This window comes from Vibrio sp. 10N.286.51.E5 (assembly GCF_041469125.1).
GTDB lineage: Bacteria > Pseudomonadota > Gammaproteobacteria > Enterobacterales > Vibrionaceae > Vibrio > Vibrio crassostreae_C.
In genome coordinates this window covers 97825-111472 of the sequence record NZ_JBFRJZ010000015.1, presented here as the reverse complement: position 1 = coordinate 111472, position 13648 = coordinate 97825, and the positions used below count along the sequence as shown (strand labels likewise).

13 protein-coding genes are annotated in these 13648 nt (G+C 45.7%); 11 read left to right on the top strand and 2 right to left on the bottom strand.

Annotated elements, in window-relative coordinates:
- Positions 1 to 83: 83 nt before the first annotated feature.
- Entirely contained in the window at positions 84 to 1415 is a 1332-nt protein-coding gene (locus AB4161_RS05410; protein WP_372082959.1) for a ferric reductase-like transmembrane domain-containing protein, read from the bottom strand.
- Positions 1416 to 1648: 233 nt separating this feature from the next.
- Here AB4161_RS05410 and AB4161_RS05405 point away from each other — a divergent pair, with 233 nt between their 5' ends.
- The 5 genes from AB4161_RS05405 (at position 1649) to AB4161_RS05385 (ending at position 4305) form a co-directional block, all read left to right on the top strand.
- The gene (locus AB4161_RS05405) at positions 1649 to 2338 is read left to right on the top strand and encodes a flavin reductase family protein (RefSeq protein WP_372082958.1); all 690 of its coding nucleotides are present in this window, start codon (positions 1649 to 1651) and stop codon (positions 2336 to 2338) included.
- A gap of 120 nt (positions 2339 to 2458) precedes the next feature.
- Complete coding sequence (locus AB4161_RS05400; protein ID WP_372082957.1) at positions 2459 to 3250, top strand: CLCA_X family protein; 792 nt, start codon at positions 2459 to 2461, stop codon at positions 3248 to 3250.
- A 186-nt stretch (positions 3251 to 3436) separates the two neighbouring features.
- A complete protein-coding gene (locus AB4161_RS05395; protein WP_017061616.1) occupies positions 3437 to 3694 on the top strand; it encodes a type II toxin-antitoxin system Phd/YefM family antitoxin in 258 nt (85 codons plus the stop codon).
- Positions 3684 to 3950, top strand: coding sequence for a Txe/YoeB family addiction module toxin (locus AB4161_RS05390; RefSeq protein WP_372082956.1), 267 nt, complete (start codon positions 3684 to 3686; stop codon positions 3948 to 3950). The genes AB4161_RS05395 and AB4161_RS05390 overlap by 11 nt, the downstream gene beginning before the upstream one ends.
- Positions 3951 to 3981: 31 nt before the next feature.
- Entirely contained in the window at positions 3982 to 4305 is a 324-nt protein-coding gene (locus tag AB4161_RS05385) for a DUF4144 domain-containing protein (RefSeq protein WP_010432783.1), read from the top strand.
- Positions 4306 to 4412: 107 nt separating this feature from the next.
- On the opposite strand, the gene AB4161_RS05380 is transcribed toward AB4161_RS05385, so the two are convergent.
- The gene (locus tag AB4161_RS05380) at positions 4413 to 5741 is read right to left on the bottom strand and encodes an anaerobic C4-dicarboxylate transporter (protein WP_010432780.1); all 1329 of its coding nucleotides are present in this window, start codon (positions 5739 to 5741) and stop codon (positions 4413 to 4415) included.
- Between the two features lie 411 nt (positions 5742 to 6152).
- Here AB4161_RS05380 and AB4161_RS05375 point away from each other — a divergent pair, with 411 nt between their 5' ends.
- The 6 genes from AB4161_RS05375 (at position 6153) to xdhB (ending at position 13608) form a co-directional block, all read left to right on the top strand.
- A complete protein-coding gene (locus tag AB4161_RS05375) occupies positions 6153 to 6812 on the top strand; it encodes an HAD family phosphatase (RefSeq protein ID WP_010432777.1) in 660 nt (219 codons plus the stop codon).
- Between the two features lie 211 nt (positions 6813 to 7023).
- The gene (locus AB4161_RS05370; protein ID WP_016766966.1) at positions 7024 to 7650 is read left to right on the top strand and encodes an HD domain-containing protein; all 627 of its coding nucleotides are present in this window, start codon (positions 7024 to 7026) and stop codon (positions 7648 to 7650) included.
- Between the two features lie 63 nt (positions 7651 to 7713).
- Positions 7714 to 8400: a DNA-3-methyladenine glycosylase I gene (locus AB4161_RS05365; protein WP_061033026.1), complete on the top strand. Its 687-nt coding sequence runs from the start codon at positions 7714 to 7716 to the stop codon at positions 8398 to 8400.
- Between the two features lie 193 nt (positions 8401 to 8593).
- Positions 8594 to 9328, top strand: coding sequence for a GntR family transcriptional regulator (locus AB4161_RS05360; RefSeq protein WP_371713792.1), 735 nt, complete (start codon positions 8594 to 8596; stop codon positions 9326 to 9328).
- A gap of 451 nt (positions 9329 to 9779) precedes the next feature.
- Positions 9780 to 11225 carry a xanthine dehydrogenase small subunit gene (gene xdhA / locus AB4161_RS05355; protein ID WP_123285338.1) on the top strand — a complete coding sequence of 482 codons (1446 nt, stop codon included), beginning with the start codon at positions 9780 to 9782 and terminating at the stop codon, positions 11223 to 11225.
- The gene (gene xdhB, locus AB4161_RS05350) at positions 11218 to 13608 is read left to right on the top strand and encodes a xanthine dehydrogenase molybdopterin binding subunit (protein WP_372082955.1); all 2391 of its coding nucleotides are present in this window, start codon (positions 11218 to 11220) and stop codon (positions 13606 to 13608) included. Before xdhA ends, xdhB begins: the two co-directional genes overlap by 8 nt.
- Positions 13609 to 13648: the final 40 nt, after the last annotated feature.

Sequence of the window (13648 nt, the reverse complement as noted above, 5' to 3'; positions counted from 1 at the left end):
TGCAATAACAAATTGAGTGACTTTACGCCTTTTTACACTGTGCCGATTGACTAATTTAACAATCACAGCTCCAATAGTTGGCTTTAACGCATCACAAACAGATCTTCGTGGTAGTGCTTTTCAATATCAAATTGATAGGTGTCTAATTCTTTTTTCAGTGATGTAGAGAACAACTCCGGCCCGCAGAAATACATCTCGTACTCGTTGAGGTCGCCACATTGATTGACAATTCTTCCGGCGTTTAGCCGCGGTGAGTGCAAGGTATCTATCACGGTCAACTTCACACCAACCGCGTGTGCTAGGTGCCACAACTCATCGATTAATTGCTTATCAACACCGCGAGTACAATAAAACAGTTGAATACGAGGATGATCTCGTTCTGTTTTGAGCGCTTCAAGTGTTGCAAAAAACGACGCTATCCCGACACCACCAGCAATCCAAATTTGTGGCTTGCTTAGGTCAAAATAAAGTCGACCATAGGGTCCTTCAACCGTAACCGCATCGCCCGCTTTCACTCGTTCATATAGGCCATTAGTAAAATCACCCAGCTCTTTGATCAAAAAGCGCAGCTCTGGATCATCACTGCCAGAAACAATGGTAAACGGATGCGGGTCTTCATTACCGAAACGCAAGTACGCAAACTGCCCAGCTTTGTGACCTTGCCAAGATGCCTCCGGTTTTAACACCAGCTCCATCACTTCAGCTTGTGGAAAATAGCGAGTCGAGATAATCGTCGCTGAGTGACGATTACGACGCCCAACCAAGCCCAACAAACTGTAAATCGCTGCGATAGACCCAGCCAAAGCAAATGCTACAGTTAGATAATAAATAGGTTCTCCCCAATACGCTCGTTTAAGCAGGATTACTGAGTGGAAAGCGATAAACAGGTACGCAACCGACATCAGACGGTGCGACAATTTAAACGGTTTGTACTTCACTGCCGCCCATAGTGACGCCACCAGTAAAATGAGCAACAAGTAGAAGCCCCACTCACCAATACTCTGAGCAATACCGCGTAATTCATTGACCCATAACTCCCATCCAGTCAAAACAGCTTGCGGCCCTGAACCATCGTGTCGAACAGGCTTATCTAACACACCAGACACCACCAATGACTTAGGTATTTGGTACCACAACCAGTGTGTCACACCCAGTGCAACACCACCGATACCGAGCCATTTATGGACTCGATATGCTTTATCCATACCTTTCAGCCAATTCTCAACCATAGGCAAACGCATCGCCAAGATCATTGTGATGGACATTAACACCAGAGACAAAATACCTGAGTACTGAATCATGGCTGAGCGCCATTCAAAGACATCGCTTGAAGCGAATAATTGCGGTTCCATCGCAAACCAAAAGGCTGACATTGTGGCAATCATTGCCCAAATGATATTGCGGACTGTTTTCATTTGTTAACACTCATAAAGACGACATCATTACTTTAGCTCCTGTGATGTAAAGGGACGTCAACGTACGTAAATCTATGCAAAGGATCTCGTTCATTGTGCTGTAGCAGAGATAAAAGAGACAAACTGTCCACGGCCAATAAGCGCTCTTTGATCGATAAAAGCGGATTCTTCGTACATATAAGTCCGTTAGTGAGCATGCTCGAAGATAACAATAAATGAGAAGAAGAGAAGATATGAAGGACATGACCCTTTCTAAACAAGATATCCAAACAATGGACCCGCGCCACCGCATTCGTTTGGTTAACTCCCTATCTGGATTTAAAAGCGCCAACCTAATTGGTACTTGTGATAAACAGGGGCTTGAAAACCTTGCGATAGTGAGCTCTGTCATTCACCTAGGGTCTGATCCGGCGCTGCTTGGTTTTATTGTTCGCCCAGATAAAAGCCGCCGTCATACGCTAGAAAACATTCTAGAAACAAAGCACTTCACCGTTAACAGCATTGGTGCTGACTTTGTTAAAAAGGCCCATCAAACCTCGGCTCGCTACCCTAAACCAGTCTCAGAATTCAACGCGGTCGGCTTAACGGCCTATTATGACGACAAATTCCCCGCTCCCTTCGTCTTGGAGAGCAGTTTAAAGATAGGGTTAGCGTTCAAAGAACAGATCACAATCGAAAGCAATCAAACGCAAATGTTGATCGGTGAAGTTATAACGATTCACGCACCCAAACGCGCCGTGATGCCGGATGGCTACCTTGATTTAGAAGCGTTGGATTTGGTCACGGTATCAGGGCTTGATAGCTACCACGTAACTCAAAGACTGCACCGATTAAGCTATGCAAAACCACAACAGCCACTCTTTCCACTCACTCGTGAAGGTAACCCAACTTCATGGGAAGCTTTCGAACTCAATCTAAACTAATTTTGTTCGGCAATTTGCTATCAAAAGTGCTAACGTCCTTTAATTCCAAGAGATGCATCTCACACAGGCGCATCTCACTGAGCACACTATTCATTCTTACGTCTGTTTCCAAGGACCCTTTTGAAGTTAACTCACTTTAAATACAAAACGCGCGAAGGCCCAGACTACCGACATGGCGATCAGGTGTCATTCATGGACATCAAACAAACCTTCGGTATGGGCAGCATTCGTGTGGGTGCTTGGGTGACGAAAGAAGAAAAAGAGTTGGCCGCAAATCTGATATTCGATTCGCTAGCCGACTTGGCTTACATCTTGGCTTTGCCACCAGAAGCGATTGGCCTTCGCGGCACATTAGGCTTAGCGTTCGGCAGTGGCGGCAGAAAAGGCGTACAAGCACACTATGCCCCGAACCAACGAGAATTAGCCCTCGCGAAGAATGCCGGAGCTGGCGCGCTCGCTCACGAGTTTTGGCATGCATTTGACCACTATATCGCTGAAAAGGCGTTTGAGATTGGCGACACCTCTGGCCCCAAAAAACACATCTTGTTCGCCAGTGACTGTTGGCTACACCATAGAAAGGTGCGACCCCACCCATTAAATGAAAGTTTGATGTCTGTGTTCGATGCCACACTACTCAGCGACAATAACTTGGATAAACACGACTACGTGGCACGCAGTGTCATTGCCGACAAGGCAACGTCGGCTCGTTACTTCTCATTGCCAACAGAAATGATGGCTCGTGCCTTTGAAGCTACGATTGAGTCCTGCTCAGATATCGAAAACAGCTACCTAGTTGATGGCACAACCAAACCGGATATGTTCCCTCTCTATCCAGACCTCACGCATCGCAAAGAGATTTATCAAGCGCTGCAAGGTTACTTCGCACCGTTGGGCCGATCTTTAAGTAAATAGCATTTTGAGTCAGTAACACTCTGCAGATTTACAGTGAGTGACATGTACCATAAGTTGATCATGTGTAAGCTCTGATATAACATGTACAACAAGCGGAACATGTAGAATAGTTAATTCATGAATGATTAACTATTCTGTGTATATAGAAAGATTAAACATATCCAAAAACAACAGGGTAAATAAGTGATGAATATTGTTTCTTTTACTGAGGCCAGAAATAGCCTTAAGTCTGTGCTCGATAGAGTGGTAGACGATTCTGATGTTACGGTAATAACCAGACGAGATTCAGAAGATGCAGTGGTCATGTCTCTTGATCATTTTAATTCAATGCAAGAAACCTTGTACCTTATGAGCTCGCCTAAAAACGCTGAAAGATTGGCTGAATCTATTGCTCAACTCGAAGCCGGAAATACAACCGTTCGAGAATTGAATAATGACGAATGATCGAAAGATTGTATTTACAGATAATGCTTGGGAAGATTACCTATACTGGCAAACCCAAGACAAGAAAACGCTCAAGAAACTAAATAAGTTGATTGAAGCCGCCAAAAGAACGCCCTTTGAAGGGATTGGAAAGCCGGAGCCACTAGTCGGCAACCTGTCTGGCTTTTGGTCAAGACGAATCGATGACAAGAATCGATTAGTGTATAAAGCAGATGACGATAACTTTTATATAATTGCTTGTCGTCACCACTGTTAAAAGCAGTAAGCAGCACATAGAAAGGGCAGTAATGATCAGTTGGCCATCTTTGGTAAAACTCGACGGTGATGATGAGCTTATTTACGTCGCATCCGAGAACGATTTTCAGGCAGAATGCTCAGACATGATCTTGGGCGAAGATGATTATCTCATTGATTCTGAAGGCGATAGCTACTCGCTTCAATCAAACTCAAATCAACTGTCTCTAGCGAAACGAGCAAACCAATATTCGGTTGAAAGCGTGACTAAACTTATTCGAAATCACGAGTTCCAGAAGGCAGAAGTGTGTCTGATGAAGATCCACTTCCTGACCATTGAAGAAGCGATTCAGTCTTTGGCTTTTGAGCCACGTTAATATTGGTTTAGAGCTCGTATCAAAGCTAATGCCCAAGACAGATTAAACAAAAACAGCGCCTCAATAGGCGCTATTTTTCGTTTCTTATCTCGTTATCGCTAGTTTAATTAAGCGATAAAAATCTGAGCCAATGCGTAGCCTAAACAACATGCGCCTACTACACCGATTAAACCAACCGACATGAATGAGTGGTTGAAGTACCACTTACCAATCTTGGTTGTGCCAGAGACATCGAAGTTCACTGTTGCGATGTCTGATGGGTAGTTCGGGATAAAGAAGTAGCCGTAAACTGCTGGCATCAAGCCGATAAGCAGTGCTGGGTCTAGCCCTAAGCCAAGGCCAACAGGTAGCATCATACGTGCAGTTGCTGCTTGAGAGTTCACCACAACCGATACAATGAATAGCGCTAGTGCGAACGTCCATGGGTAGTTAGTCACCATTTCCACGATGCCCGACTTAAATTGAGGCATTGCATATTGGAAGTAAGTATCCGACATCCATGCGATACCGAAGATAGCAATCGCCGCCACCATACCCGATTTGAATACCACGCCGTTTGGCACATCACGCGGATCAGTTTTAGTTGCCAGCAAAATGATACCGCCGAAACAGAGCATCATCATCTGGATGATCACTGACATCTTGATTGGCTTGTCGCCGTCTACGATGGTTCGGATCTCTGGCACCATTGCCACGATGACAATCACGACAATCGACAATAGGAAAATCAAAACCGCATTACGAGCCGAAGTTGGCAGAACTTCATCCAAAGAGGTCGCGGTGGTGCTTTCAATGCGTTTTTTCCACTCAGGATCTTTTAGGCGTGCTTGGTATTCAGGATCGTCGTTCAATTCTTTCCCGCGTTTTAAGCTATACAAAGAAAGTAAGAACGTACCAAACAATGTTGCAGGAACCGTCACCATCAAAATAGAAAGCAGAGTAATAGAATGTTGAATATCAGATAGCTGCGCGAGGTAGTACACCACAGCCGCAGAGATTGGTGATGCCGTAATCGCCAACTGAGATGCTACCGACGCAGCTGCCATTGGACGCTCAGGACGAATACCGTTCTTCAATGCCACATCGCCGATGATTGGCATAATAGAGTAAACCGCGTGGCCAGTACCCAATAAGAAAGTCATCGAGTAAGTCACGAACGGTGCTATCAAGGTGACGCGTTTCGGGTTCTTTCTCAGTACCCTTTCCGCAACTTGCAGCATGTATTTCAAGCCTCCCGCCGCTTCTAAAATCGAAGCACAAGTCACAACAGCGAGGATGATCAACATGACAGTGACAGGTGGAGACGTTGGTGGCATCTTGAAGACAAACACCTCGATAACCAAACCAATACCAGAAACAACACCTAAGCCAATACCACCATACCGAGACCCGATATAAAGTACGACTAATAAAAATAGAAACTCAAAATACAACATAAGCAACCCTGCTAAAAATATGGACTAATGATATTTTGTCTCTAAGCTCAGCCATTTACTTATTGCTTGGTCACACTATCATTGAAGGCTACCGCAAATTGTTTTTTATAAGATTATGGTCACGCTAACAAGCCTGTAAGTTTATGAAATGTAATAGTAAAATAAACACCCGACCTCGATTTGTTATGTATAACAGTCATAATTGTATCTGTTAGATCTCGATGACCTATAAAAGATTAGGCTCATAACTGAACGATATTATTCCAGCTTGAATTAATGAGATTTCAAGTCATTCAGAAGCATATTGCACACCCAATACTTCCGATTCTAACTCAACGCTGACTCGCCTATCCTTAGACACTATGTCAAAATACTCATTCTCACGACGACAATAGATAAAGAACCACGGATATGAATTTTCAAGCTGCTATTTTTGATATGGATGGACTACTGCTCGACACCGAGCGACTTTGTATGCAGGTTTTTGAAGAAGCATGTCACGCGCAAGGTGTTCCGTTTTTGCAAGATGTCTACCTAGGCATTATTGGCTGTAACGCAAAAACCATCGAACAGATCTTTAGAAATGGTTACGGTGAAGGCTTAGATTATCCTGCGTTAAACAACGAATGGCGAACTCGTTACAGTGCGATTGTTAAGAACCAAGCGATCCCTGTAAAAGACGGCGTGATTGAGCTTCTTGAATGGCTCAAATCAAACGACATTCCAATCGCGGTGGCGACCTCGACTCAGCTTGATATTGCAAAAAAGAAGCTTGAGTTGGCTGGCCTAGATTCTTACTTCACCTCGTTAAGCACAGGCTGCGAAGTAACTCACGGTAAGCCTCATCCAGAGATCTACCTGCTAGCGGCAGAACGCCTCGGTGTTGCACCTGAAACCTGCCTAGCGTTTGAAGATTCAAACAACGGTATTCGCGCGTCGATGGCTGCAAACATGATCAGTTTCCAGATCCCAGATCTGGTTGAGCCTTGCGAAGAAGTCAAAGCCCTTGGTCACACGATCAGCCCTTCCCTGCATCATGTGTTAGCACAGCTTCAACAAGCCGCTGCTTAAGTTCTGATTACCGTTGATAACGCTTTTACCTGTCTCGTCCTAAAATACATAGACAAGCCTCTCTATCAAGCCGACTCACAAAGTCGGTTTTTTTGTAGGTACTCCTTTTATAAAAGATAAAAACTCGCGCTTGAAACTGTTACAGTCGAGGTGGAATATATCCTAAGTAATAAGCCAGATTGCTAACATCTACATATGGAGAAAGAGACGCGTGAAGGAAAAGTTTGAAGACCAACTGCTTGATTTTGCACAGCGAGAGATGACACAAGATGCAGCTCACGACATCAGCCACATCAAGCGCGTAGTCAAAACCGCTAAGGCGTTGTGTGTCCAAGAACAGGCCAAGCTTGAAGTCGTTCTACCCGCCGCTTACCTTCATGATTGCTTCACCTTTCCTAAGAACCACCCGGACAGAGCCCAAAGCTCGCAAATGGCAGCAGACAAGGCGATTTCTTTCCTCAAATCTATCGACTATCCTGCGTCCTATTTGGATGAGGTCCATCATGCCATTGTCACGCACAGCTACAGTGCCAACATCACTCCAGAAACCTTGGAAGCTCAAATCGTCCAAGATGCCGATCGACTAGATTCTCTCGGTGCGATTGGTATTGCTCGCTGCCTGTATGTGGGCCAGAGCTTTAACGCAGAACTCTATAACCACCAAGACCCGTTTGCGAAGCAACGTGACTTGGATGACAAACATTACAGCGTCGACCACTTTTACGTGAAGCTATTCAAGCTGGCTGAAACAATGAATACAGAATCTGCCAAATTAGAAGCCAACAAGCGCACCGACTACATGCGTGGTTTTCTCGCTCAATTGGCGACAGAAGCTTAAGCTCCTTTTCATATAGAAATTAGTCCCCATATCATAAAGAATCGCTTTAGTTTGGAACCTTCAATGACCCAAGAAAAATTCGACACCATTTACCAACGTGCCGCTCACCGTAAAGGTGGCGCAGCAGAGCTCGAGAAGATTGTTCGTGCACCTCTTTCACAAACCGAGTTATCACAAATTACCGACGACCGTTGGCTAGCCGCCTTTACCGAGAAGGTATTCCAGTGTGGTATTTCGTGGAATGTGGTGAGAAAGAAATGGCCGCAATTTGAAGAAGTGTTCTTTGAATTCAATATCGAAAAAATGCTGATGCTGCCGAATGAGATGTGGGAACAAAAAGCGCAAGATCCACGCATTATTCGCCACCTCACCAAGGTGATGACCATCCCTGCCAACGCAATGATGATCCACAATGCCAAGCGTGAAGCGGATTCCTTCTCACAAATGGTTGCCGACTGGCCATCAGAACGAATTACAGAACTTTGGGATTATCTGAAGAAACACGGTAAGCGATTAGGTGGTAACACAGGTGCTTACACCTTGCGCCAAATGGGCAAAGACACGTTTATCTTATCTTCTGACGTTGAAGCGCACCTGCGCAGCACAGATGTGATTGATAGCGGTCGTAACACCAAACGAGCACAAGTCGCGGCAAGTAAGGCTTTCAACGAGTGGCAGCAGCAATCAGGTCGTACCCTGAGCGAAATAAGCCAGATCGTCGCCTACAGCTGTGGCGATAATCGCGTCTAGTTCAATAAGAATGGCTTAAAGCTTTAGATTGCACACAGTTCCCTGCAAACTAAATGTTATAAGTCATTAACAAATAAGCGTGCATCGCACTTTCATCCGGTGGCATTGTATAGATAAATGTATACAATATAGAGTAACACTCATGAATTATTCTCGACCAATCCAACTCGACTAAACAAGGGCCCTTATCTCTATGACAGCTCTCAAAAATTCTGTCTCCAAAGGTGTAAAAACGAAAGTAACAGGCCAGACTCAAGACGATGTTGTTTACTGCCATATCTTCGACGCGATACTAGAACAAAGGCTGCCACCAGCTACTAAATTGAGCGAAGAAGCACTTGCAGAAATCTTTGGCGTTAGCCGTACTATTATCCGCCGTGCCTTGCTGCGCCTCTCTTTAGAACAAGTTGTGGTGATCCGCCCTAATCGAGGTGCTGTGATTGCAGCCCCAACAGTAGACGAAGCCAAGCAGATATTTAAAGCACGTGAAGTGATGGAAATTGCTATCACTGAGCTAGCGGTTAAGAACGCAACCAAAGCTCAAATCGAAGAGTGTAGAAAACTGGTCGCGAAAGAGAACTGCGCCTTTGACCAAGGTGACTATGGTTCTGGCTTACGTTTATCTGGTGAGTTCCACATCAAACTGGCTGAAATGGCAGAAAACACACCACTGCTCGCTTTCCAACGCAGCTTGGTATCGCAAACCTCGCTGCTTATTGCCCAGTACGAAACCGGCAGCCACTCAAATTGCTCTCTCGATGAGCATGAAGGGTTACTTGATGCGATAGAGTCTGGCGATGAAGAGCAAGCCGTTGACCTAATGCGAGAGCATTTAAGCCATATTCGCTCCAAGCTCAACCTAGACAGCAACACAGCTTCGAGTGACCTGCACGTGGTGTTCTCTGATCTGCTCAAGAGCAAGTCATAGCTTTGCTAACTAGATAGCCAAACCTTTTGTTAACAACTTTTTATTAACAAAATAGGAGAGAAGTAAGCCTCAGCGTTTACTTCTCTTTTTTATGCGTGAAACCCTATTCCATCATTAGAAAATCACCACTACTTCCCCTATTCGCCTTGTTATTAATAGCCTGAACGAAGCTATAGAACTGAATAACACTGATGCGCTCGCCTCCTTAAATCCCTACATTTTTGTATACATCGTCAAAAACACATTCACAACATTAAACTTATCAAAAGACCATCAAATCTATATAAAACAACAAAATAGATAACAAAGTGAATTGTGCACAATTTACCACAACACCTCTTTGTTGCATTTTTGTAAATAAATAGTTGACCACAGGGTCAGGATGGATAATTATTGACCTAGAAGTCAAAAAGAATACACATGGAAATATGTCGATTTACAAGGAGGTCTCTTGATTACTTTTTTGCTCAATCAGGAAATAAGACGTGAAGACAATCTGTCACCTAACATGACAGTGCTCAACTACCTTCGTACCAAGGTTAATAAAACCGGTACCAAAGAAGGTTGTGGGTCAGGTGACTGTGGCGCATGTACCGTCGTTCTCGGTGAAGTAGTTGATGGACAACTGCAATACCGTTCGGTGAACTCTTGCCTTACATTTGTGTCAGCGTTACACGGTAAGCAGCTGATCACAGTAGAAGATCTGCAAAACCGAGATAAGTCATTACACCCGGTACAGAAAGCGGTCGTCGATTTTCACGGTTCACAGTGTGGTTACTGCACGCCGGGCTTCATCATGTCGATGTTTGCCCTAGGCAAGAACAAACCCGATGCGAGCAAAGAAGACGTCATGGAATCACTGGCGGGTAACCTATGTCGTTGTACAGGCTACCGACCAATCGTTGATGCCGCGATGTCGCTTTCAACAGACCAACCTTTGATCGACCAATTTGCTGAGCTTGAACGCAACACCATCAAGAAGCTAGAAGGTATTCAAGACACCGAGGCCAACTTACGCCTTGGTCACCTCACCGCTTTTTCCCCGAAAAGCACTGACGAGTTGGCCAAGCTTTTTCAAGCGCATCCGAACGCGAAGCTGGTTGCTGGCGGCACGGATTTAGCACTGGAAGTGACACAATTCCATCGCGAGATTGAAACACTGATCAGCGTAAACCTTGTTGAAGACATGAAGGTATGCGAAGAGACCGACACCGATTTAATCATTGGTGCCAACCTACCTATCAGCGATTCTTACTCACTACTGAAAAAACACTACCCAGATTTTGGGGAACTATTGCACCGCTTTGCTTCACTTCAAGTTCGTAACCAAGGCACCATCGGTGGCAATGTTGCCAACGCTTCACCTATCGGTGATACCCCTCCTCTACTGATTGCCCTGAACGCGAAGATCAAACTTCGTTGTGGTGATGAGTCACGCACCATGCCGATTGAAGATTACTTCATCAGCTACAAAGTGACAGCGCAAAAAGAGAGTGAGTTCATTGAACAGATCATCATTCCTAAGCCAACCAACGACAGCTTCCGAGCTTACAAACTGTCTAAACGTTTAGACGATGATATCTCTGCAGTGTGTGGTGCGTTTGATATTCAAATCGAAGATGGCAAGGTTTCTTACGCTCGTATCGCTTTCGGTGGTATGGCTGCAACACCTAAGCGCGCGGCGCGTTGTGAAAATACGTTATTAGGCAAACCGTGGACAGACGCTAATATTAAGTTAGCAATGCAGGAACTGTATAACGACTTTGAGCCACTATCTGATTTCCGTGCAAGCCAAGAATACCGTTCATTGTCGGCAGCAAATATGTTGCGTCGTTACTTCATTGAACAGCAGAACAAAAACAACCAAATCGAAACAAGGGTAACATCTTATGTCTAAATCACACGAGCATGCGATGACCCACGAAGAGATGGTTACCATTGCAAAACAAGACCTAAAAACTGGCGTAGGTAAAAGCGTTAAACACGACAGTGCAGCCAAGCAAGTCACGGGCGAAGCGGTATACATTGATGACCGCCTAGAGTTCCCAAATCAGCTGCACGTCTACGCACGCCTGAGCACTCAAGCACACGCCAACATCACCAAGATAGATTTATCACCGTGTTACGAATTCGAAGGCGTGGCGATTGCTATTCAAGCCAAAGACGTACCGGGTGAACTGGATATCGGTGCTATCCTTCCGGGTGACCCACTGCTTGCCGACGGCAAAGTAGAATATTACGGCCAACCTGTAATTGCCGTGGCAGCCAACGATTTAGAAACCGCACGCAAAGCCGCACATGCAGCCGTTATTGAATACGAAGAGCTACCTGCGATTCTTGATGTGAAAGAAGCGCTAGAGAAAGAGCACTTCGTCACAGAGAGCCACACCCAGCAGCGTGGTGACTCGAAAGCCGCATTGGCAAAAGCAAAACACGTGATCTCTGGTGATCTAGAGATCGGCGGCCAAGAGCACTTCTACCTAGAAACTCAAATCAGTAGCGTGATGCCAACCGAAGACGGCGGTATGATCGTCTACACCTCGACTCAAAACCCGACCGAAGTTCAAAAACTGGTTGCGGAAGTGATTGGTGTGCCAATGCACAAAGTCGTGATTGATATGCGTCGTATGGGTGGTGGTTTCGGTGGTAAAGAGACTCAAGCAGCCTCTCCAGCGTGTATGGCTGCGGTTATTGCTCACCTCACTGGTCGCCCAACCAAAATGCGTTTGCTGCGCAGTGAAGACATGCAGCAGACGGGTAAACGTCACCCGTTCTACAACCAATACACAGTTGGTTTTGACGACAATGGTGTGATTCAAGGTGCCGACATTACCGTTGCAGGTAACTGTGGTTACTCACCAGACTTATCAAGTTCTATCGTAGACCGCGCAATGTTCCACTCAGACAACGCTTATTACTTAGGCGATGCAACTGTGGTCGGTCACCGATGCAAAACCAACACAGCATCGAACACTGCGTATCGTGGCTTTGGTGGTCCACAAGGCATGATGACTATCGAACACATCATGGACGAGATTGCGCGTTACCTGAAAAAAGATCCTTTGGAAGTACGTAAGGCGAACTACTACGGCGAAGAAGGCCGTAACGTGACCCATTACTACCAAACCGTTGAAGACAACTTTTTACCTGAGATAACCGAACAGCTTGAACGCAGCAGTGACTATCACGCACGTCGTAAAGAAATCGCTGAGTTCAACAAGCAAAGCCCTATCTTGAAGAAAGGCCTTGCGATCACACCCGTGAAATTCGGCATCTCGTTTACTGCGACTTTCTTGAACCAAGCAGGTGCGCTCATCCATATCTACACCGATGGCAGTATTCATTTGAATCACGGTGGTACGGAAATGGGGCAAGGCTTGAACATCAAAGTGGCACAAATCGTTGCACAGGAGTTCCAAGTCGATGTCGAACGTATCCAGATCACCGCTACAAACACAGACAAAGTTCCGAACACATCACCAACCGCAGCCTCATCGGGCACCGACCTCAACGGTAAGGCCGCGCAAAACGCCGCAATGACCATTAAGCAGCGCCTGATTGACTTCGCTTCTTCGCACTTCAAAGTGTGGCCTGAAGAGGTGGTATTTAAGAACGGCATGGTGCAGATTCGCGACGAGATCATGACCTTCAACTCATTTGTTGAACTGGCTTGGTTTAACCAAATCTCGCTATCGAGCACTGGCTTCTACCGCACTCCGAAGATCTATTACGATCACGAGAAAGCGCGCGGTCGCCCGTTCTACTACTACGCATACGGAGCATCTTGTTCAGAGGTTATCGTCGATACCTTAACCGGCGAGAACAAGATTCTGCGTGTCGATATTCTGCATGACGTAGGCGCTTCATTGAACCCAGCAATTGATATCGGCCAAGTCGAAGGTGGCTTTGTGCAAGGTGTTGGTTGGTTAACGACGGAAGAGTTGGTTTGGAACCAGCAAGGCCGCTTGATGACCAATGGTCCTGCGAGTTACAAGATCCCGGCGATTGCTGATATGCCAATTGATTTCAGAACGCACCTTTTAGAAAACCGAAACAACCCAGAAGACACCGTATTCAACTCGAAAGCCGTGGGTGAGCCACCTTTCATGTTGGGTATGTCGGTATGGAGCGCACTGAAAGACGCGATTAGCTATGTCGCCGTCGATGGCGCGATTCCTAAGCTCAACACACCTGCGACACCAGAGCGTATTCTGATGGCGATACAGGAGGTCACTGAAACGGCTCCGACTTCGGTCGATGCTCAATCAGAAACGGCCTAGGGCTCGGTTTATATAGACCGCTTAGGGCGCAATAAATAGC